14 protein-coding genes are annotated in these 17,396 nt (G+C 59.3%); 7 read left to right on the top strand and 7 right to left on the bottom strand.

Features of this window, described 5'->3' with window-relative positions:
- Positions 1 to 3: 3 nt before the first annotated feature.
- Together OS242_RS05135 and OS242_RS05130 are read right to left on the bottom strand one after the other, a co-directional pair.
- Positions 4 to 1,329 carry a radical SAM protein gene (locus OS242_RS05135; protein WP_267150581.1) on the bottom strand — a complete coding sequence of 442 codons (1,326 nt, stop codon included), beginning with the start codon at positions 1,327 to 1,329 and terminating at the stop codon, positions 4 to 6.
- Positions 1,326 to 1,889 (bottom strand): GNAT family N-acetyltransferase, encoded by a 564-nt coding sequence (locus OS242_RS05130; protein ID WP_267150580.1) that lies wholly within the window; start codon positions 1,887 to 1,889, stop codon positions 1,326 to 1,328. Before OS242_RS05130 ends, OS242_RS05135 begins: the two co-directional genes overlap by 4 nt.
- Before the next feature lie 120 nt (positions 1,890 to 2,009).
- Between OS242_RS05130 and OS242_RS05125 the strand changes: the two genes are divergently transcribed.
- Entirely contained in the window at positions 2,010 to 2,678 is a 669-nt protein-coding gene (locus OS242_RS05125; RefSeq protein WP_267150579.1) for an MOSC domain-containing protein, read from the top strand.
- Positions 2,679 to 2,702: 24 nt separating this feature from the next.
- On the opposite strand, the gene OS242_RS05120 is transcribed toward OS242_RS05125, so the two are convergent.
- Positions 2,703 to 3,911, bottom strand: a complete 1,209-nt coding sequence (locus OS242_RS05120) for an MFS transporter (RefSeq protein WP_267150578.1) — start codon at positions 3,909 to 3,911, stop codon at positions 2,703 to 2,705.
- Positions 3,912 to 4,001: 90 nt separating this feature from the next.
- Here OS242_RS05120 and OS242_RS05115 point away from each other — a divergent pair, with 90 nt between their 5' ends.
- Complete coding sequence (locus OS242_RS05115; protein ID WP_267150577.1) at positions 4,002 to 4,340, top strand: hypothetical protein; 339 nt, start codon at positions 4,002 to 4,004, stop codon at positions 4,338 to 4,340.
- Positions 4,341 to 4,422: 82 nt separating this feature from the next.
- Here OS242_RS05115 and OS242_RS05110 read toward each other — a convergent pair whose 3' ends face one another.
- Positions 4,423 to 5,412 (bottom strand): WD40/YVTN/BNR-like repeat-containing protein, encoded by a 990-nt coding sequence (locus OS242_RS05110; RefSeq protein WP_267150576.1) that lies wholly within the window; start codon positions 5,410 to 5,412, stop codon positions 4,423 to 4,425.
- Between the two features lie 123 nt (positions 5,413 to 5,535).
- A complete protein-coding gene (locus tag OS242_RS05105) occupies positions 5,536 to 7,686 on the bottom strand; it encodes a HelD family protein (protein WP_267150575.1) in 2,151 nt (716 codons plus the stop codon).
- Between the two features lie 217 nt (positions 7,687 to 7,903).
- Between OS242_RS05105 and OS242_RS05100 the strand changes: the two genes are divergently transcribed.
- Complete coding sequence (locus tag OS242_RS05100; RefSeq protein WP_267150574.1) at positions 7,904 to 8,788, top strand: MSCRAMM family protein; 885 nt, start codon at positions 7,904 to 7,906, stop codon at positions 8,786 to 8,788.
- A gap of 75 nt (positions 8,789 to 8,863) precedes the next feature.
- Here OS242_RS05100 and OS242_RS05095 read toward each other — a convergent pair whose 3' ends face one another.
- Positions 8,864 to 9,973, bottom strand: coding sequence for an aminopeptidase (locus OS242_RS05095; protein WP_267150573.1), 1,110 nt, complete (start codon positions 9,971 to 9,973; stop codon positions 8,864 to 8,866).
- A 126-nt stretch (positions 9,974 to 10,099) separates the two neighbouring features.
- Here OS242_RS05095 and OS242_RS05090 point away from each other — a divergent pair, with 126 nt between their 5' ends.
- The 3 genes from OS242_RS05090 to OS242_RS05080 are packed head-to-tail and all read left to right on the top strand — an operon-like array spanning position 10,100 to position 15,087.
- Positions 10,100 to 11,578 (top strand): TerB N-terminal domain-containing protein, encoded by a 1,479-nt coding sequence (locus tag OS242_RS05090; RefSeq protein ID WP_267150572.1) that lies wholly within the window; start codon positions 10,100 to 10,102, stop codon positions 11,576 to 11,578.
- A complete protein-coding gene (locus tag OS242_RS05085; protein WP_267150571.1) occupies positions 11,579 to 12,913 on the top strand; it encodes an ATP-binding protein in 1,335 nt (444 codons plus the stop codon).
- Positions 12,910 to 15,087, top strand: a complete 2,178-nt coding sequence (locus tag OS242_RS05080) for a DEAD/DEAH box helicase (RefSeq protein ID WP_267150570.1) — start codon at positions 12,910 to 12,912, stop codon at positions 15,085 to 15,087. Before OS242_RS05085 ends, OS242_RS05080 begins: the two co-directional genes overlap by 4 nt.
- A gap of 52 nt (positions 15,088 to 15,139) precedes the next feature.
- Here OS242_RS05080 and OS242_RS05075 read toward each other — a convergent pair whose 3' ends face one another.
- Positions 15,140 to 16,861 carry an ATP-dependent nuclease gene (locus OS242_RS05075; protein ID WP_267150569.1) on the bottom strand — a complete coding sequence of 574 codons (1,722 nt, stop codon included), beginning with the start codon at positions 16,859 to 16,861 and terminating at the stop codon, positions 15,140 to 15,142.
- A 207-nt stretch (positions 16,862 to 17,068) separates the two neighbouring features.
- Here OS242_RS05075 and OS242_RS05070 point away from each other — a divergent pair, with 207 nt between their 5' ends.
- Positions 17,069 to 17,359 (top strand): YerC/YecD family TrpR-related protein, encoded by a 291-nt coding sequence (locus OS242_RS05070; RefSeq protein WP_267150568.1) that lies wholly within the window; start codon positions 17,069 to 17,071, stop codon positions 17,357 to 17,359.
- The last annotated feature ends 37 nt before the right edge of the window (positions 17,360 to 17,396 follow it).

Genomic DNA, 17,396 nt, shown 5'->3' with positions numbered 1-17,396 from the left:
TTCTTATTTCTGAGCCGCACCCCGGGCTGCTTCGCGGAAGGGGCGGAGCACGTCGAGCAGGTCGGCATCGTCAGGCGGGGCGAAGGTGTCGCCGTCGCGGTAGAGCGGGCAGGCCGGGTCGACGGCGGCGAGGGCTCCGAGCAGGTCGTCGCGGGTGACGGCGCTGGCTTTGAGGCCGCGGGTGGAGCGGATGTGCTGGGCGGCGGAGGCGATGCGGTTGCCGCCGGAGCAGGCGACCGGGCAGCCTTGGCAGCGGGTCTCGATCCGGCAGTAGGAGTCGATCAGATCCTGCACGCCGCCGTGCGAGCGCAGGATGTCTTCGAAGTCCATGCCGTCGTCGAGCAGCGAGGAACTCGCCAGTTTGTCCCACGGCGCGACGGTGCACCACGGATCGAAGAACACGCGGCCCCACGGGTCGATGCCAAGCGACGCTTTGCGGTCCGGATTGCCGATGTTGTCGCCGGCGTACGTGTTGTGACCGAGCAGCAGCGCGGTGTAGATCGACTCGATGGAATGGTGCAGGTGGACGTTCATGCCCAGTTCCTCGCCCGTCTCGATCAGGCGCAGGAGCAGGTCAAAATAGTCCTCCTTGCCCGGCAGCAGCTCGTCCCGCTCCCAGAAGCGGCCGACCTGCATCGCCCGGTGCACCGAGTAATGCCGGATGCCCAGCGCATGCAACTCCCGCATCAGATCGGGGATCTGGGCGAGGTTGTCCTTGGTCGGGACGGTGGTGATGTCCAGTTTGTCGCGCAGGGACGGGTGCTCGATCATCTGCGAGATCAAGGTCATCGTCTTTTGGTACGAGTTCACGCCTTCGACCGTTTTCCGCCAACGGTTGTGATACTCCTCCAATCCGTCGATGGAGATGCCGATGTACGAGATGTACGGCTCGATCTCCAGCAGGTCCTCCACAGACGCGCGGGTGCCGTTGGTGTTCATGCCGACCGACTCGCGACCGAACAGCTCCGAGGCGAGGCGCACGATGTCTTTCCAATCCGGGCGCAGGGTCAGTTCCCCGCCGCCAAAGTCCAGAAAGAACGGCAGGTCCGGCCGCGAGTCGAGGTAGGCGCGGATCTTGTGCAGAACTTTTGAAATTCCCTGAAAATCATGGCCGTGTGACTCCGGCGCGATCTCCGTGCCTTTCTTGTAGGCGATGGCGGAGACGCAGCAGCCGGGGCAGGCTTGGTTGCAGATGTAGGTGATGTCATAGACGATCGACAGCCCGCTTTTTTGCTCCTTTTCCCGATAGCGGCGCAGGAGGTGCGAGGCGAGCCGATCGATCTGACGCGGGGTGGCTTTTTGCAAATAGGAGTAGTCGGTCGTCGTCATCGGGCAGGCTCCTCTCTCTGGTTCCATTCGTCGCGCAGGATCGACCAGATGCAGTGGTCGACGTAGCGGTCGTACAGCCATTCCGCCTGACGAATCAGGCCTTCGCGGGTCATGCCGAGCCGCTCCTTGGCCCGGTTGCTCCGCTCGTTGTCGGTGGAGACGAACATCTGCACGCGATTCATGTCCAACTCGGTAAACGCGTACTCGATCACCGCCGCATACGCCGCGTGAGCCAGTCCCCGCCCTTGGTAGGGCAGGCCGAGCCAGCAACCGACGGTGGCGATGTTGTTTTCACGGTCGATGCGGTGGTAGCCGATCACACCGGCAAACTCGCCCTCCGAGAGGATCGCGAAGTACATCGCAGACCCTTCCTCCTGCGCTTGCAGGGCGTATTGCAGAAAGCCGAGCGAGTCTTCCGGCGAGCGGCTGTCGTCGATAAACGGCAACCAGCGGCGCAGGTAGTCCCGGCTGCCGTCGATCAAGGCAAAGTGGCTGTCAGCATCCGATAAAGTAACCGGGCGCAGGTCGAAGTGTACGGGGAAGTGAGTTCTGTTAAACATTTATGAGCAACTCCATGAATATAAATTATTTTATATGACAATAATTCTGGAGCCCTGTGGATTTTCCTGCCAGTTCCCGATAAAATAAGGAAAAGATCTTGGGGAAATGGGGAAGCGATGATGACGACCGCACGTGTGCTATCGATACAAGTGGCAAGACCGAAACTGGCGGAGTATAAAGGCAAGCCGGTGGAGACCGCCTTTTTCAAACAGCCGGTGGCAGGTCCGGTGTTTCTCGGGAAAACCAATCTGACAGGCGATCAGCAAGCCAATCTGGAATTTCACGGCGGGCCGGACAAAGCGGTGTGCGTCTATCCGGTCGAACACTACCCCTATTGGGAAAAAGTGTTTGGCAAAGAGCTGACCCCCGGCGCGTTTGGGGAGAATCTGACGGTGCAGGGGATGCTGGAGGACGATCTGTGCATCGGCGACACGTTTGCGCTCGGCGAAGCGGTGGTGCAGATCACGGAAGCGCGGATTCCTTGCTTTAAAATCGCGATGGCCCACGGCGTCGACAAAGTCGGGCTTCAAGTGATGCAAACCGGATTTACCGGGTTTTATCTCCGTGTCTTGCAGGAAGGTCATGTCGAGGCCGGTCAGGAACTGCGGCTGCTGGAGCGTCATCCGCTCGGCGTGACGGTGGCGTTCACGAACCATGCGCGCTTCCTCGAGAAAAACAACGTCGAGAGTATCAAGCGCATTCTCGCAGTCCCGGAACTGTCGCAAGCGTGGCGTGAGGGTCTGGAGAAGCAACTGGCGGAACTGGAAAAGAAGGCAAACGAAGCCTGACACTGATAAAAAAGCTCTCTGTCATCAGACAGAGAGCTTTTTGACGCCGGTGTGCAGGAACCACAGGCCGAGCAGCACCGAGGCCGAACCGACGTAGTACAGGGCCGGGTACGAGAGGAAGTCCATCACGAGGCCGAGCAGGAACGGCGCGACGATGGAGGAGCCCATCGAGAAGAAGTAGTACATCCCGGTGAACAGGCCGATCCGCTGTTTGCCGCCGAGGTCGGCGACGAGTGGGTAGGCTTGGACGTTGATCAGCGCCCAACCGATGCCGCCGAGCAGGAGCAGGACTTTGATGATCGTGAGCGACGAGAAGAACGGGATCAGGACAAAGGTAGCCGGCATCAGGATCAGGCCGATTTTCATCGCGTTCGCCTTGCCGATCTTCGTGCCGACAAAGCCGGCCGGAAGCGCGAACAGCACGAACGAGAGCGAGAAGAAGCCGAGCGCGGTCGCCGCCTGGCCGCCGGTGACGCCGAGATGGTGGACGGCGTAGGTGGAAAACTGCGCTTCGACGCCCGCATAGCCGATGAAATACAGGAAGATGGCGATCAGAATATAGAGCTGCGGGCGGTGTTCGGTGCTGAACAACTGGCTGAGATTTTGACGGAACGAGCCGAGCGATTCGCTGTCATCGGTCGACGGCTCTGCATACGGCGGACGGCGGTCGACGGCGAAGAAGAGAAAGCCGAACGCGAGCAGCATGATCGCGCCCGCTGCGAGGAACGGGTAGGCGTGGTGCGTATCCCAGAGCTTGCCGAGCACAAACAGGGCGACGAGCGCGCCGATGCCGCCCATCAGGTTGATGACACCGTTGGCCGACGAGCGTTTGACCGGCGGGGTGTGGTCGGGCATCAAGGCGATGACCGGACCGCGGAAGACGGTCATCGACAGCAGGAACAGCACGTCGACAGCCAGCAACGTCCACAAGGCTCCGTTTGACAAAGGCAACAGCATCACGAGCAGAGCGGCGAGCGGCATGCCGACGACGATGAACGGCAGCCGTTGGCCGAAGCGGGTCGAGGTGCGGTCCGACCAGACGCCGATAAAGGGGATCAGGAAGACGGCGAGCAGGTTGTCGAGTCCCATGATCGCACCGCGCAAGGCACTGGACTGGATAAATTCGCTGAGGATCAGCGGCATGAACGTGTTGTACACCATCCAGACGACCGAGATCGCAAAAAATCCGCTGCCGATCGCGAAGATCTTCCCGTAGGAAAATTTCGGGTTCATTGAGTGTAGCCTCCTTTTTTGACGAAACAGGCATAAGCGTTTTCAGGCGGGGAATCTTAGTGTCAGGCAGGAGCAAAGGGGGTTTTGCGTGTGACAGAAGGCAAAAAGCAGAGTTTTAAGGATTTTACCAACCAAAAACAACTGCGGCTGACCGATGATCCGAACTATCCGGTTCAGCACCTCTCCGGCGACGCGTCCACCGACAATCGCCAATACATCACCGAGGACGCGAGCAACACGATTGCGATGGAGACGCTGCAGGCTCAGTCCGGCATGTTTATGCACCCGATGCACGATGTCACGCAGACCGATCAAGTCAACGGCGACAAAGTGCTGGAAGCGTTGCAACAGCAACTGGACGAGATGGAGTTGCAGGTCGAGGGCGGCGACGGGCAGAAAGATCCGAACGAGCGTCCGGGCAATCGGTAAGTCTCGTCTTCCTGTGTTTCTGAAAAAAGGATGCCTGCATGCGGCGGGCATCCTTTTGGTCGTTCGTTAGCCAGTCTATGCGCTATTTTTTCAAAATCTGCACGGTGCCTTGCTGCGTGAGTGCGGCGCTGGCCATCGACGGTTTGGTGCGAGGGAACTGATAGATGTTGCCGCTCTCGGTGGCGATGGCCATCTCGTCGACTTTCGGATTGACGGCGACGGCGGTGATCCGGTTGCCTTGTGGCAGCGTGATCCGCGGTGAGTAGGTGAAGCCGCTTTTGGGCGCGCTGCGCAGTTTGCGATAGTTGTGGAAGGCGTACAGGTAGGAGCCTTTTTCATCCTGCGTGGCGACGAACAGCGTGTCCGGGTTGTTCAGGTCGAACGCCATCGCCGTGGTGTTTTTGAAGAACGGGCTTTCGACGAGCACGGTGTTGCCGCTGTCTTCGGAGAACAGGATGCCCTCTCTCGTGCCGATCGCCAGCACGTTGCCGTGATCCGGGTGGACGGCGAGCGCGCGGATGTCCGATTTTTGAATGATCATCTCGGTCGGGCGCCACGTTTCGCCTTGATCGTCGCTGATGTAGAGACCGGCTTTGAAATCGCCTTGTGCCTCTTTGTTGTAGGTGTACAGCGTGCCTTTGCGATACGAGGCGGCGGTGGTCGTCGGCAGAGCGGCAACGCCCGCGAGCGCGGACGATTCAAATTTTTTGCCGGAGTTGGCGCTTTTGAGCAGTCCGAGCGGCGTGCTGCCCTGTTCCGGGTCGCGGCCGGAGATGTACATCGTCTTTTCGGTGGTGATCAGCGAGGTGAGGTCGTAGCGGTTGAGTGGAGCCAACCAGCCCTCCCGTTTATGAGGGAGCAGCGCGTTGTCTGTCGCCGCATACAGCGAGGTGCCGTCTGCCGAGTAGCCGAGCCCGGTCACTTGTCCGATGATGATCTGGTTGGGGTCTGGCTGTTTTTTGTCTTTGGTAGTATTGACGGTGGCCACAGTCGGCTCGTTCCCGCCGGAGGAGCATCCTGCGGTGAGCAGGGCGGCCGTCAGCGAGACAGCGAGCAGCGTGCGTTTATACATAAGGAAAAATCTCCTTTCAAAAATCATCGTTGCCAAGATCAAGTTTACCCTTTTATTCCATGTTTTTCAAATCGTTATTTATGGAGGAGATTAAAGAAAGGAGCCTCGCGGGGAGGCTCCTTTTTATACGTTTGCGTCTGTGTCGATGCCCTCGATCAGCGGTGATACGTCGCCGCTGAAGTGGAGGTGCAGTTGGTGCAGAGCGCGGGTGCAGCCGACGTAGAGCAGCTTGGCATCCTGCGCGTTGCGTTCGTAGTGGTCGGCGTCGACGTCGGTGATCAGTACGGCGTCGAACTCCAAGCCTTTCGTCAGGTAGACGGGGAGGACGGACAGGCCGCCTTTGTACGCCGTCTGCTTGGAGGTGATCAGCGTGGCTTCGAGCCCCTGCTCGCGGAGGTGGGCGTGGATCGCCGCGCACTCGTCGTCGGTGCGGCCGACTACGGCGACGGTGTCGGCCGTGCCGCCGGTCAGTTCGCGGACGGTGCGGAGGATCGCGTCGAGGCGTTGCTCCGGCGCGACGTGTTCGACGCGCACCGGTTCGCCGGAGCGAAAGACCGGTTTGGCCAGCGTGACCGGGTCGCCGGAGCGGGCGATGACTTCGTTTGCGAAGTGGATGATCTCCATCGTCGACCGGTACGAGCGGTCGAGGCGGAAATAGCCGGAGCGCTCCTCACCGAGGAACAGAGAGAGAAACTCCTGCCAGTCGCGGATACCTTGATAGGAGTGGATGCCTTGCGACAGGTCGCCGAGGATGGTGAACGACCCGCCGCGCGTGCGCTCGTTCAGCACCGCCACTTGGAACGGCGAGAAGTCTTGCGCTTCGTCGATGACGACGTGGTCAAACGTATCGTTGCCGTCAATGCCTTGGAACCGCTGGTGGATGTGCATCAGCGGGGCGAGGTCTTCGAGGGCGACCTGTTTTTTCTTATATAATTTGTTCGACGCCTCGACGATCGCCGCTGGGATCTCGGTCAGCAGATCGTCCGGCAGCCAGTGCGGACGTTTCGTCTTGGCAAATACGAGCTTGTAAAATCCGAACGGGGTCAGTTCCGGCCACGCCTTTTGATAGGCGCGCAGGCGGGAGGCCGCCGTTTTTTTGTGCTCTTTTTTCAAATGAAGCTCCCAGACTTTGTCGAGCTCCATCTCGACCCAGCGCTTGAGGCGGGCGATCACCCGCTCGCGACGCTTCATCAGCGGGTAGTGTCGATACTCGGTGTGGAACCAGTCGCGGATCGTCGCGACGGGCAGCCGGGCACCGTCCCACGGCTCAAAGTCTTCGGCGGGCAGGGCGTCCTGCTCCCACCGGTCGAGACAGCGGTCGAGGTAGGTCCTGTACGCGACCGCGCCTTTGAAGCGGCCGGGGGCTGTGTCGTCCGCCACGGGGCGATGCGGGCCGATCTGGAACCAATGAGCGAGTCGCTCCGCCGGGTCGGCCAGCTCGACTTCGCGGTCCAGCGCGTCGAGCACCCAGTCGGTGTAGGTGGTCTGCTGGATGCCGCCGACCCCGAGCTCCGGCAGCACGCCGGAGATATAGTCGAGGAACATCGAGTTGGGCGCAAAGATGATCATGCGCTCGGCACGGATGTTCTCGCGGTATTGATACAACAGAAACGCCAGTCGGTGCAGCGCGACGGTCGTCTTGCCGCTCCCGGCCACGCCTTGGATGACGAGGGCGGTGTTTTTGGCTGCCCGGATGATGCGGTCCTGCTCTTCTTGGATCGTCGAGACGATGTCGCGCAGGCGATTGTCTTTGTTTTCTTCCAAGCGGTAGAGCAGAAACTCATCGGCGACGGCGAGGTTGTCGCCGCCTTTGACGTAGGCGTCGACGACGCGTTGCAGGATCTGCTTGCGGATCACGAGGTTTCGCTTCAAATAAACGAGACCTTTGATCATCCCGTCCGGCGAGTCGTAGGCGATGCTGTCATCGCCGCCGGTGAAGGAGTAGAACAGCGACGCGACCGGGGCGCGCCAGTCGATGACGAGCAGTCGGCCCGTCTCATCGTCCTCGACGCCGACCTTGCCGATGTAGAGCGGCTGCGCGTGTTCGCGGCCTTGCTCTTGAAAGTCGAGTCGGCCAAAATACGGTTCGTGCTCCGCGATGGCGAGGCTTCGACGGCGGGATTCCCGGACGTTTTCCAACGCTTGTTCTGTCAGGTCATCTCCGTAGTAGCGGGGAATCCCGGCCAGGGTCTGGATCTGGCGGTCAATCTCGGCAGCGGTTTCTTCGAGCCGCTGCAACTCTTCTTGATAGGCACTTTGAATCTCAGGCTCCAAGATCAGTTACCTCCGTAGTGAGAATTTTTCGCCTGAACCGACGAGAGGTTCCAATATATCACAGCCCCTGTGGGAGAGCAACACGGTTCAGGATGTCCGGGCAGAAGTAAAATATTCGTCTTTAATTTGACTTCAAAAAACCTTGTAAACAGCTTATATCTTATGTATAGTGAGTTCATAGAAATAGATTCGCAGATAACAAAAGGGAGGCTTACTTATGCAATCTCGTTTATTTACAAACGGCCGCTGTTTGGCGACGGCCTTGTTGGCACTTGCCCTGGTATTCCTGTATTTGTTCACTCCGGCTCAGGCGACGACGCCCGGCACGGCCACTCTGACCGGCACGATGATCGATGAGTACGGTCAACCGCTGCACATGATGACCGTCTCCGTATCGGATGGATGGTCGCAATGGAACGGCATGACGGATGAGCACGGCGTGTACACGATTCCCGACATCCTGCCGGGCTCCTATTCGGTACTGGCAGGTCCGGATTTCTATTTTGATCACATCTCGGAGTATGTGACGCTTGCAGCAGACGAGGTGCGGACGGCAGACTTTGTGTTTGGCGACGGACCGTCTGCGGAGTATGGAGCGGTCACAGGCGGTGTGATCGGCTGGGACGGCTGGCCGATCCAAGGCGCGACGGTGCAACTGAGTTCGAACGGGCGCGTGTGGAAGAAGCAGTCCGACATGAGCGGCCAGTTCGCCATCGGCGGCTTGCCGGCCGGTTCCTATGCGCTGTATGTGCTTGACCCGATGACCGAGTCGTCCGTTCAATATCAAAATCTGCTCGTCAAAGCGGACGGTACGGTGACGGTCCGCGCACATTTCACACAGTCGGCCACCGAGACCGCTGGTGCGGTCGCGGGCTCGGTCACCGATTCGTTCGGCACTCCGGCGGCGATGCTGTCGGTGTCGGTCTCCAATGCCAGCGTGTATTATCTGGTCAAGACCGACATGGAAGGTCATTTTGGCGTCGGCGATCTGGAGCCGGGCACGTATTCGGTCAACGTCGTCGCAGCGGACGGCGTGACGTCGCAAAGCAGCCCGGTCACGGTGACGACAGGCGAGACGGTGCAGCTGTCGTTTGCGTTTTGAACAGGGTCTGGTTCTGAACCTGATCAAAAAGAGGCATCCTGAGAAGGATGCCTTTTTCTGTGTATTCGATGAAGTTTATTTGAGGTTTTCCGGGTTGAGTCCTTCGAGCTCCGGGAGGACGAAGCGGCCGTCTTTGCGGATCAGCACGTCGTCAAACCAGATCTCGCCGCCGCCGTACTCCGGGCGTTGGATGCAGACGAGGTCCCAGTGCACGACCGAGCGGTTGCCGTTGTCGGCGATGCCGGCGTAGGCGTTGCCCGGCGTCAGGTGGAAGGAGCCGGCGATCTTTTCATCATAGAGAATGTCGAGCATCGGTTCGAGGATGCTCGGGTTGAACGCGATGGCAAACTCGCCGATGTAGCGTGCGCCTTCGTCGGAGTCGAGGACTTCGTTGAGCTTTTCCGTGTCGTTGGCGGTCGCTTCGACGATCTTGCCGTTTTCAAAGACAAAGCGGACGTTGTCAAACGTGACGCCGCGATAGTTGGAGGGGGCGTTGTACTGGATCACGCCGTTGATCGAGTCTTTGACCGGGGCGGTGAACACTTCGCCGTCCGGCATGTTGTAGTGGCCGTCCGCTTTGAAGACCATGATGTCTTTTATGGAGAAGGTCAGGTCGGTGCCAGGGCCTGTGATGCGGACTTTGTCGGTGCGCTCCATCAGGTCTTTGAGCGGCTGCATCGCCTGCGACATCTTCGCATAGTCGAGGTTGACGATGTCGAAGTAGAAATCTTCGAAGTCTTCGGTGGAGCGGCCGGACGACTGCGCCATCGAATCGTTCGGGACGCCGACGACGCACCATTTCATGCTCATCGGAGGACGGACGTGGCGGCCGTAGTGTTCCGCCCAGATCGTCTCTTTTTCCTGCGGGACGCCAGTGTACTCGTTGATGTTTTTGATGTGCAGGAGTTGGATGTAGGCGTCCATCTCGTTCATTTGACGGCGGTCCATCTCGGCCATCGCCTGCAGCTGTTCCGGGGAGCAGCCCATTTTCATTTCACGGAGCAGTTTGCGGTCTTGTTGTTTGAAATAAGGGAAGCCGCCGGCAGCATAGGCGGCTTTGATTAGTTCGCGAGTCAGTTCGATCTCGCCGTCAAAGGCGTGGATCAGGATCTTTTCTCCCGGCTGAAGCGCGATGGAGAAATTGATCAGTTGATGTGCCAGTTTGGCGTAGCGCGGATCTTTCATGGAAGGCCTCCGATAGTCTTTTGGAATTTTCATACTTTCTTTTATTGTAACATTGGCGGTCAAGCAGGAAGATTTTTTCACACAAATGCGGTACGATGGAGAGTAGGACGTTTGGACGGAAGGGAGGTGCCAGGGCCTCTGGACATCGGTCATGTGAAAGCGAGACAGTTTCGGGAAGCGGTGGTCCGCTGGCGTGGGCGTCAGGGACAGCCTGCGCCTGAGGTCGAGTTTTACCACCCTTGGCCGAAGCATGAGCATCTGAGCCGCGGTCAGTTGCGCTGGTTTTTGTATTGGCGGACGCTGTGGGAGCAGGGTGACGTGCGGAAGACGAGCCTGTCGTATATGATGATTCACATTTTTGAGTTGCTCAGCCTTGAGTATCTGCAAAAGCCGGAAGAAGCGGTGGAGCGGCTGATTCAGTTTTACAGCGAGTTTCACAACATCCAGCCCAAGCTGGACGTGACGCTGGTGCGTTGGATTGGCGATCTGTATCTGAAGATGGACGATCCGGACAACGCGATCTATTGGTACACGAAAGGCACGGCGGGGGACCTCTATGAAAAGTTGTCCTGGTACCGCTACGGCGACCGCGACATCCCGCTCGCTCTGCTGCAAAAGGTGGCGAGCTTGCAAAAGTCGCAGTTTTACCGGGAGCGGCTGCCGCAGATCGACGAGCAGATCGAAGAGATGGTGCACAGCGCGTTTCGAGCGTTTGCGCGGATCGAAGGGGAGCATCCGTTGGATCGGTATGCGCGGTATTCGGAAGAGCCGGTGATCTATCTGTTTTCGAACACGCCGGTGCATGAAAAGCTCTATCTGGACGGGTTTCGTCGCTACGACTATTCGGGCGGATTTGTGCATTGGGTGAAAAATTGCCTGCGACATGCGGAAAATCTGCTGCGGCGGGCGGAAGGCAAGGTGCCGCTCAAACACGAGGACGATGTGTCGGCTTATTTTGCCGAGTGGGAGAGCGTGTATCCGCAAAAGGTCTCCGAGAAAAAGCGCAAGACCAAGGCGGGCGAGGAAGCAGCGGTGCCGCTGCTGGCCCGGGACCTGCCGGAGACGCCGGTCGAAGTCGATCTCACCCGCGTGCGCGAGTTGACGGCGGAGACCGACTGGCTGGTGGACATGATGGCGGAAGAAGGCGGAGAGCTGCTGGTGCGGAATCTAGAGCGGTCTCCGAAGCCGCGTGGAGTGGCGAGAGAAGTGACTGCGGAAGTTCTGGGCCATGTGCCGACGGATGGGTCAGCCGACAGTTTGTTGGAACTGTCGCCGCCGTCTGTTCCGTCTGACAAAGAAGATTTGATCCAGAGTTTGTTTGCCTCCTCCGAAGCGGAGGAAGTGGAAGATTTTCTTGATGCGCTTCCAAGCGGCGAGCAGGCATTTCTGCGCCATGTGGCGTTGTCCGGTCACACAGGACGGCGGGCGTTGGCGGAGTGGCTGAAGGGGCGCCGGATGTTTCTGGACGCGACGGTGGCGGCGATCAATGAAGCGGCGGTCGATGCAGGTTTGGAGCCGGTGCTGATCGACGAAGATGAGGAGATCGGGCTGGAAGAAGAGACGGCGGCGCAAGTGAGAGCGTGGGCGCAGAAGGAGGAGTCGTAGATGAGTCAAGCGATGCAGAAATTGACGCGCAAAGGGGCAAACGCGATCATCCAGTCGATGGGTGGCGGCGTGGTGCCGCAAGAGGGGATCGAGCATGTGGTGGTCGGCCGGGTCAAGGAGATCCGGCAGTTGGTGGAGGATCTGAAGAATACGGCCGACGGCCTGTCCTGCATGAAGTTTCTGATCGGTGACTACGGCACAGGCAAGAGCTTCATGGCGACGCTCACCCGCTATATCGCGTACAAGGAGCAGTTTGCGGTCGCCTACACCGATCTGACGGCCAACCGGCGGCTCTACGCTCACGACGGCAAAGGACTGGCGACCTACGCCAATCTGATGCAAAACCTCTCCACCAAATCGAGGCCAAACGGCAACGCCCTGCGCTCGATCATCGAGCGGTGGCTGTCGGACGTGCAGCAGAAGGTCGCGCTGGAGAATGAGTTTGACGGCATCCCGGATGCGAGCGACATGAGGTTTACGCGCCTGGTGACGGCCGAGGTGCAAAACGTGGTGCGCGAGCTGCAGGAGCTCGCGGGCGGATTTGATTTTGCGACGGTGCTGACCAAGTACTACAACGCCTATCTCAGCGGCGACGAGACCACGCAGGAAGCGGCGGTCAAATGGCTGCGCGGCGAGTACCGAACCAAGACAGAAGCGCGGCAGGAGCTCGGGGTGCGCGACATCATCAACGACGACAACTGGTTCGATTATCTGAAGGTGATGACCAAATTTATTACCTCCGTCGGCTACAACGGGTTGCTCGCACTGTTCGACGAAGCGATCAACCTGTACAAGATCGACCACCCGCAGTCGCGCAACAAAAACTACGAGCGCGTGCTGGAGTTTTACAACGAGTGCGCGCAAGGCCGGGCCGAGCATCTGATGCTGTTGTTTATGGGCACGACCGATTTTCTCGAAGACGAGCGGCGCGGGCTGTTCTCCTACAAGGCGTTGAAGTCGCGGTTGCAGACCAACCAGTACGAGACCGAGGAGTTCCGCGACCTGCGACAGCCGGTGATCAAGCTCGCTCCGCTGTCGGCAGAAGAGCTGTATGTGCTGTTGCAGAAACTGCGCGAGATCTACGCGGCCTTGTACAGCGTGGAAAACATCACCGCACTGGTCAGCGACGAAAACATTCTGGAGATCGTCCAGAAAGCGCTGGCGAGACCGGGCGGCGTGCAGTTTATCACGCCCCGCGAACTGGTGCGCGAGTTTATCGGCATCCTGAACCTGTTGCACCAAAACCCGGAGATGGAGAAAGGCAATATCTTTGCAGAACGCCTCGAGATGGCAAGTCAGGAGACGCGAAGATTTACAGGGCGGGTGTTGGAATGACGTTTCAACTGCTGAGCCGGACGGTGCAGAAGAAGATCTGGGATATGGAATGGCGGGGATTGACGCCGATCCAGGAGGCGGCGATCCCGGTGATTTTGGAAGGGCGGCATGCGCTGTTGATGGCGGGGACGGCGTCGGGGAAGACGGAGGCGGCGTTTTTGCCGGTGTTGTCGGCGCTCGACAGCAGCGGGCAGACGGGACTTGGGCTCGACGGGGTGAAGGTGCTGTATCTGTCGCCGCTGCGGGCGTTGATCAACGATCAGTTTGAGCGGGTCGAACGACTGACCGACACGCTCGACATTCCGCTGGTCAAATGGCACGGCGATGTGTCGCGCAGCAAAAAGATGAGCTGGCTGGAAGATCCGAAAGGCATCCTGCAGATCACGCCGGAGTCGCTGGAGTCGCTGCTCGTCAACCGCATCGACGATCTGGCACGGGTGCTGGAGCGGGTCGAGTATGTGATCATCGACGAACTCCACGCCTTTTTGGAAGGGGATCGCGGGCTGCAGGTGCAGTCGCTGCTGGCTCGGATGCGTCGGTATATGCGACAGGAGCCGGTGATGATCGGGCTGTCGGCCACCGTCGGCGATCCGGCGCAGGGGCAGGCGTTCCTGCACACGGAGGACCCGGAGGCGGTCGCAGTGGTCAATCCGGGAGATGTGAAACGGCAGATCTTCTTGCAGGCGGAGTTTTTTGAGAAGGAAAAAGCCGGACTGCCTCCCGCGCTGGTGCGGGACCTGTATGATCTGACGAAAGACCAGAAGGCGATCCTGTTCTGCAATTCGCGGGGGCAGGTCGAGGAACTGACCCACCGCTTGAACGAACTGGGACGGGAACTGGGCGGGCCCCTGTATAAGCCGCGCTATTTTCCGCACCATTCCTCCATCGACAAAGGCGAGCGCGAGTGGATCGAAGAAGAGATGAAGACGACCAAGACACCCTTGTCTGTCGTCTGCACGAACACGCTGGAACTGGGGATCGATGTCGGCACGCTCGATCTGGTGGTGCAGGTCGATGCGACCTATTCGGTGTCGGCGCTCAAACAGCGGCTCGGGCGGTCCGGTCGGCGCGAGGGACAGGACTCGTACCTGATGATGTACGCGACGGAGACGGAGGAACTGGTGCAGGCGGTGGCGGTGACAGAACTGCTGTTTGACAAATGGATCGAACCGGCTGTGCCGCGTCGCGAGGTGTACGATCTGCTGTTTCATCAGGTGCTCGGGATGTGCACGGAGCGCAGCGGTCTCTATCAGGAGGACCTGCTGACCGAGATCGCGGCCCATCCGGTATTTGCCGGACTGCCTGCGTCGCGTGTGCGCGAGTTGTTGGCGTACATGCTGGAAGAGGACTGGCTGGAGGTCGTCGAAGGACGATGCATCCTCGGTGTGCAAGGTGAGCAACTGGTGCGGTCGCGGGACTTTTATGCGGTGTTTCAGTCGCCTGCGCTGTACAAGGTGATGCACGGGCTGCGGCTGGTCGGCACCGTCGAGGCCAATCCTTTGGTACAGAAGGGCGAGTCGCTGCTGCTGGCCGGCGCGATGTGGGAGATCACCGATCTCGACGAACAGCGGGGCATCGTCTACGTCACGCCGTCGTTTGAAGGGAAAAAGCCGATCTGGCTGTCCGGGTCGCGCTATCTGCATCCGAAGATCGCAGACAAGATGTACGAGGTCTACACGGGCACCGACGACCTTGACTATCTCAGCCCCCGTGCGTGGGAGCGGTTGCAAGCGGCGCGTGCGGTGGCGGCCGAACTGGGCTGGGAGCGGGAGCGTCGCGTGATCCGGGAAGGGTCGCGGTCGGTGACGGTGTTCGACTTTGCCGGGACGCGTCGGCAGAACGCGTTGGCGAGGCTCCTGCGCGGGTGGTTCCGCGAGCAGGAACTGCGGCTGACGGTCAAGCAGACGGCGTTTGCCGTGGTGATCGAAGGCGGCGACATCGAGAAGGGAATCGGCAAAAAAGCGGTGACGGCCGTCGGGGAGATCCTTGCGCGCGGGCAGGAGGAGAAATACCTGCTGATGGGGCGCGGGATGGAGCCGGAGAAGCCTGCTGCAACGAAGTTTGCCCAGTATCTGCCCCGCCATCTGCAACTGATGATCGAGGATGAGATCGAACGCGACGTGGAAGGGCTGCGCGAGTGGATCGGCGGCCGCAAATGGAAAGTGGAACGGTAGGAAAAACGACGCCCTCGGGACGTCGTTTTTTTGTGTGAGTGGTGGAGACAGGTCAGGCGGTGGTGCCGGTGTTCTCCCCGCGATCTTCCACGTAGTCTTGGTTGAATGTCTCGGGCAGGTCGAGCTGTCCGCAGACGGAGCGCAGGAACTGCACGACGGGAGCGTGAGCCGCCGTTGCGTGATCGAGCAGAGCGCGAGCCATTTTGTAGGCGGAGTAGGGCTTGCCGTCGTGGGGGGAGTGCTCGTAGTGATGGGCCTCTTCAAAGTTGCGTTCAAAGAGGTAGCGTCTCGCGGCAACTCCGACCTGACGGGCGGCGACGATCTCGTGCCAGATGCGATCGTTCATCGTCCACGCGGCGTTGAGCTGGCCTTTGCTGTTGGTTTTGTCGTCGAGGTCGTGAAAGACGGAGTAGCCGATGCCGAAGTGACGGAGCACTTTTTGAAACAGCGGGATGTTCATTTTTGAGCCGCAGTTGACGACGTGCACCCGCTCGCCAAGGATCGGTGCCAGCGTGCGCACGACCACCGCTTCGGTGTCGCCTTCGACGAGCAGGACGCGGTCGGTGAAAAATGCCTCGCAGACATAGGGATCGAACGATTTGAGCATCCGCATGCGGTCGCGTTCGTCGTCTTCGAAGAGGGTGGACTCGACCTGATGCACGGTGGTCTCCTGTCGCTCGTTCATCACGACGCGCACGAGGGTGGTGTGTTCTTTGGCCAGGTCGACCATCAGCGGTGAGTGGGTGGTGCAGAGCACTTGAAACTCCGAGTGGTCGGCCAGTTCGTAGAGCAGGTCGCGGATGGAGCGGGCGACGTCCGGGTGGAGGTAGAGCTCCGGTTCTTCGAAGAGCAGGATCTTGGTCTTTCGTACCGGCGTGTCGGCTGCGTCGCACGAGGCGGGGAATGCAAACATGTCCGGTGTTTTCGCCGATTTCTTTTTCGAGAGGAGGATCTGTTCGGAAAGGGAGTAGCAGGAGTTGAGCACAAATTGACGACGGACTCCGTGTCCGAAGGAGTCGAGGTCGAGCTCGACCGGGTCGGCGTCGTCGCTGCGGCAGACTTTGACGCGGGTCTTGTCCTTCATCAGCTTGTTGACAAAGTCCGGCTCCGGCTCGGTGTCCAGCCGGAAGCGGATGCCGGGGAAGGTGCGGTCGTTGAGTTGGTTGAGTCCGGCTTCGAGATCGGCTGTGTAGGGGAGCGTGGAGATTTCCGTTTGCAGGGCTTCGAGCGCCCGTTTCGCCTGTCGGTAGGCATCGGTCTCGCGAACCGTTTTGAGCAACGTCTCTTTCACCAGCGCTTGCAGCCCTGACACCGCCTCCTCCGGGGTCATCATGCCGCGTATCCAGATCGGGGTCGGGCAGCCGTTTTGCAGGATCGTGTCAAAGCCGCCCGCACCGCCGTCCTCCCATTTTTCTTCGGCCGGATGGTAGGTTTGTTTGGCACCCTCACTGCCTGGAGTGGTCCAGACTTTGCGAATGCGTGCGCGTCCGTTTTCGTCAAGGCAGGATCGAAACGCGCGATGGGTGCGGTCTTGCTCGCTCTCCGCACGGAACCACGCCTCGATCTCAATCGGCGACGATGCATCGCCTTTATGAAAATCGTCCGGATCGGCGGTTCGCTTTGCCGTGACAAAGAAATCGTACGCCTCCATCAGCGTCGATTTGCCCGCGTTGTTCGGGCCGCTCAGAAAGATCAGGTTGTTGTTGTGGAAGCGCAGGGTGACAGGGTGACAGATGCCTCGGAATCGGCGGACGATCAGCTTTTCGAGCTTCATGAACAGGACCTCGCATTTCGGTAGGTTTTTGTTAGCAATCGTTACCGAAATGTGAGGGGTTTAAACGCAATAAATACGTCATCAACTCTTGAAAATGCTTGCGAGATAAGGTCGGATGGGGGATAATGAAAGCAAGGAATGGCAGGAATCCGCATTCGCACTGTCGAAAAGATCAGCGTTAAAGTGTGAAAGCGTTGGAGGGATATCATGCAGCTCGATAAACTTCGGGATAGAACGGTTGATCAGCTCTTCGAGGCGGTTTTGCAGTTGAACACCTTGGAAGAAGCGTATCAGTTTTTTGATGATCTTTGCACGGTCAATGAAGTGCAGTCCCTGGCTCAGCGCTTGGAAGTGGCGCGGATGCTGCGCAAAGGGCACACGTATAATCAGATCGAAGCCGAGACGGGCGCGAGCACGGCGACGATCTCCCGTGTCAAGCGTTGCTTGAACTACGGCACCGACGGGTACAAGACGGTGCTGGAACGTCTCAATCGATAAGCCAGTCGCACCAGACCCCTGCTCAGGAAGCCAAACA

Source organism: Tumebacillus lacus (assembly GCF_026410385.1).
Taxonomy (GTDB): domain Bacteria; phylum Bacillota; class Bacilli; order Tumebacillales; family Tumebacillaceae; genus Tumebacillus; species Tumebacillus lacus.
The sequence above is the reverse complement of the archived record's forward strand: the minus strand, read 5'-3'. Positions and strand labels throughout refer to the sequence as shown.

Coding starts and splice junctions, on each gene's coding strand:
- OS242_RS05135 (WP_267150581.1), bottom strand. CDS start 1,329: ATGACGACGACCGACTACTCCTATTTGCAAAAAGCCACCCCGCGTCAG.
- OS242_RS05070 (WP_267150568.1), top strand. CDS start 17,069: ATGCAGCTCGATAAACTTCGGGATAGAACGGTTGATCAGCTCTTCGAG.
- OS242_RS05095 (WP_267150573.1), bottom strand. CDS start 9,973: ATGAAAGATCCGCGCTACGCCAAACTGGCACATCAACTGATCAATTTC.
- OS242_RS05110 (WP_267150576.1), bottom strand. CDS start 5,412: ATGTATAAACGCACGCTGCTCGCTGTCTCGCTGACGGCCGCCCTGCTC.
- OS242_RS05125 (WP_267150579.1), top strand. CDS start 2,010: ATGACGACCGCACGTGTGCTATCGATACAAGTGGCAAGACCGAAACTG.
- OS242_RS05075 (WP_267150569.1), bottom strand. CDS start 16,861: ATGAAGCTCGAAAAGCTGATCGTCCGCCGATTCCGAGGCATCTGTCAC.
- OS242_RS05085 (WP_267150571.1), top strand. CDS start 11,579: ATGAGTCAAGCGATGCAGAAATTGACGCGCAAAGGGGCAAACGCGATC.
- OS242_RS05120 (WP_267150578.1), bottom strand. CDS start 3,911: ATGAACCCGAAATTTTCCTACGGGAAGATCTTCGCGATCGGCAGCGGA.
- OS242_RS05080 (WP_267150570.1), top strand. CDS start 12,910: ATGACGTTTCAACTGCTGAGCCGGACGGTGCAGAAGAAGATCTGGGAT.
- OS242_RS05100 (WP_267150574.1), top strand. CDS start 7,904: ATGCAATCTCGTTTATTTACAAACGGCCGCTGTTTGGCGACGGCCTTG.
- OS242_RS05130 (WP_267150580.1), bottom strand. CDS start 1,889: ATGTTTAACAGAACTCACTTCCCCGTACACTTCGACCTGCGCCCGGTT.